The sequence below is a fragment of the Nostoc sp. DedVER02 genome (assembly GCF_034530675.2).
Lineage (GTDB): Bacteria > Cyanobacteriota > Cyanobacteriia > Cyanobacteriales > Nostocaceae > Nostoc.
In genome coordinates this window covers 1-3,508 of the sequence record NZ_JAVRCP020000080.1, presented here as the reverse complement: position 1 = coordinate 3,508, position 3,508 = coordinate 1, and the positions used below count along the sequence as shown (strand labels likewise).

At 38.0% G+C, this 3,508-nt stretch carries 1 protein-coding gene; it reads right to left on the bottom strand.

The genetic code is table 11. The features are described 5' to 3' along the window. Nucleotides 1–3,508, bottom strand: a 3,508-nt coding sequence (locus RMZ41_RS31905; RefSeq protein WP_409876325.1) for a beta strand repeat-containing protein, incomplete at both ends; no start/stop codon positions are given.

The following is a 3,508-nucleotide window of genomic DNA, read 5'->3' as shown; positions in this document are numbered from 1 at the left end:
TCTGTCCATTATTCAGCCGATATAATCCAAGGGGTTCAATAATTGGCTTGCCTTTCTTCCAAGGACGAGATGTAGTTTCAATACCTCTCACCTCACCAGTTGTATAGTTAGAAACCAAAGCATTATCAGGTCGATTATTTGTTAAAGCACCGGAACCTGTAATAGTAAAAGAGTTTTCTTGTCGCTTTGTGCCACGAGAAATGCAACTATTGGCGATGAGTGCATTGGTGTCAATGATTGGGGATAACTCGGTGAAGCTATTTTGAATAGAACTGGTATCGGGTGCGTTAATCCTGATGACACCAGAAACTCCTAATTCGGAACTGGCTGTAATATCACTTTTTTCCGTTGGTTTTGTCTGCGCTTCAATACCGAACATACCTTGCGAGTTAATTTCGACATTTCCACCGCGCCCTTTAAAGGTGTCTGCGTTAATGTTGCTGTTTTCTTTGGGAATGGCAACGATAAATTTAGCATTAATATTGATATTACCGCCATCGCCACCTAATTTAGCTAACCCCGCAGTTGTGCTGATATTGCTGTTACGACGCAATAGCAATAAATCTGTTGCAGTTAAGCTAATATTTCCACCATCACCAGAATTACTTACAGCAGCAATAGCTGCTTTATTATCTAATTTTACAGTACTTGAATTAATGTTAATATCTCCGGCATTTCCATCTCCCAAGCTACCAGTAGATAAAGCTGCACCATTGAGAGATAAATCACGAACTGTAACGTTAATATTACCGCCTTCACCTTTACCTGTGAATCCTGCATCTGTTGCCACTATACTAAAAATGCCAGTGTCAAAGTTAAAACCATTGGGACTTATCCCTTGAAGATAGAATTTCCCGCCAGCATTAACGGTGACGTTACCTGCATTTCCTTGTCCAATTGTCGCAGCATTGATGTTAGCACCATTTGTGAAAGCAATATCGCTAGTAGCATTAATTAACACATTTCCAGCATCGCCTTTACCAATAGTAGTGGACAATAAAGCAGCACCATCGGATAAATAAAAATTACGCCCCTGAATTTCAATATCTCCACCCTTACCGACTGCATTTAAATAAAGAATGGAGAACAGAGTGCTTTTTCCTGAAATCAAGACATCACCATCTGCTCGAATTGAAATTTTACCAGCATTTCCATCTGTGGCGATAAATGTTGCTATCTGACTACTATCTTTGATTGTTGTGTTACCTGATGTGGTTATCAAGACATTACCAGCGTTACCTTTACCATTAGACAATGTAAATAAATCAGCACCATCAGATAGCTCTAAACTACGGGCTACAATCTCAATATCACCACTGTCACCTATCCCTTCTGGCAATACTCCGCTAGATATTGCGCTACTAAATCTTTCACTACGTCCAGAAATTGTTACAGCACCGCCTGCTTGAATTTTAATATTCCCGCCATTACCTTCACCCAATGTACCATTACTCAGGAAAGAACCACCTGTAAAGGAAACATTCTCTTTTGTATTTATTGAGATATTGCCAGCATTACCTTTTCCACCAAGATTGCTGTTAAAAATGGTAGATTCTCCGCTTAGAGAAAAAGACTCTGCAAAAATATTAATATTTCCAGCATTACCTACACCTCTTTTAGAGATGCTATTACTTATACTACTCCCATTTGCAAGAGAAACTGTATTTGTTGCTTGAATTGAGATATTACCAGCATTTCCACCGCCAAAAGTACTAGCGAAAAAATAAGAGCCATTATCTAAATAAACCTTTCCTGTTTGGATATCAATATCGCCACCATTACCTACTAACTCTGAAGTTGCACTACTAAAATATGCTTGATTATTTAAAGATAAAGTATCTTCAACTTTAATCGATATATTCCCAGCATTTCCCCGTCCAGAGGTGTAACTATTAATAGAAGCATTATCTAAAGATAAATCTCTAGTTTGAATGTTGATAGTGCCAGCATTTCCTCTGGCTTTATCAAGAACAGTAGAACTAATTTGAGTAAAACCAATATTATTAGTATCGCTAAGAGAAATCTTTTCTACTGCTTGAATAAAAATATTCCCTCCATCACCCAGCCCAAAGGTATCAGAACTTATTACACCTTTGTTGTTTAAGAATAATTCTCTGGTATTGATGCGGATATCTCCACCTTTACCTACACCATTCAAACTAACATCACTACTAATATTACTGGGTAACTTTACTTCTCCAACTTTTTCAGTGAAAATCTTACCAAAACCATCTATATTAATAATTTCACGGGCATTAATTTTGATATTGCCAGCATTACCTATGCCATCTGTACCCGTATCAATACTTGCACCATTAGTCAACGACAGTGAGCCAGTTGTAACTTCTATATTTCCACTATTACCGACACCTCCAGTTATCACATCACTTTTGATACCACCAATGGAATAGCCCACTATTCCATCTAGCTTAATTGTGTCATGAGCATGAACAAAGATATTACCTGCATCACCTTTACCGGAAACTCCAGTTGATATTTGTGAACCACCCAATAATGAGAGAGTTCTAGTATTAACCCAGATATTTCCACCATCACCCACACCATCTGTAAACACTTTACTGTCAATAGAACTATCACTATCAAAAGCAATATTATTAGCATCAATCGTAATATTCCCCCCATCTCCTTTAGCAAGAATACTACTGCTAATAAATGCCCCATTGCTTGACTGGAGAGAACCTGTTTTTATCTGAATATCTCCAGCTTTACCAGTACCTTCTGGGTTAACGGTACTAGTAATTCGGGTATAAATTCGACCTTGTTCGCCGTCGCTTAAAGTAGTATCTATAAAACCATCTAAACTTATGACATTACGAGCATTGATATTGATACTACCGGCATTTCCCTGCCCTAAAGTTTTAGTATTGAGTTCGGAACCTTGTGCTAGAGAAAGAGAGCCTGTTTGGATGTTAATACTACCACCATTACCTACACTTCCTTCCTCCACAGAACTATAAATCTCACTATTGTCTGTCAGTGAAATATTATCTTTAGCTTCTATAGAAACCTTACCAGCATTTCCTTGTCCGAAAGTAGCAGCATCTACAAATGAATTATTACTGATATTTAAGGAACCTGTAGTTATATTAACATCACCAGATTTACCAAATGCTCCTTGTCGTAATACGTTAGAAATAAAGCTTTCACCTGTGATATTCGTTGTCCCTGTGGCGTTAATCTCTATATTGCCACCTTGACTATTTGGTGTTCCTAAACCTTTCTCTATACCTGCTCTCAGTTTACTTTCTCCTGCTAAATTCACATCACGGGCATGAATTTTGATATTCCCGCCATTCGTACCGCGAACATTAACTTCTGCGGCGTTATTTAAGTAAATGTTTGCTCGTTCTACACCATGAGGTATAACTAAACTGAGATTATCACCTGCAATATTTAATCCCACATTTCCCGGTGCAAGCAAACCAGCTAACTCAATATTTCCCCCATAAGTGCGAATACTTCCACCATCAATATTGATATTTCCACC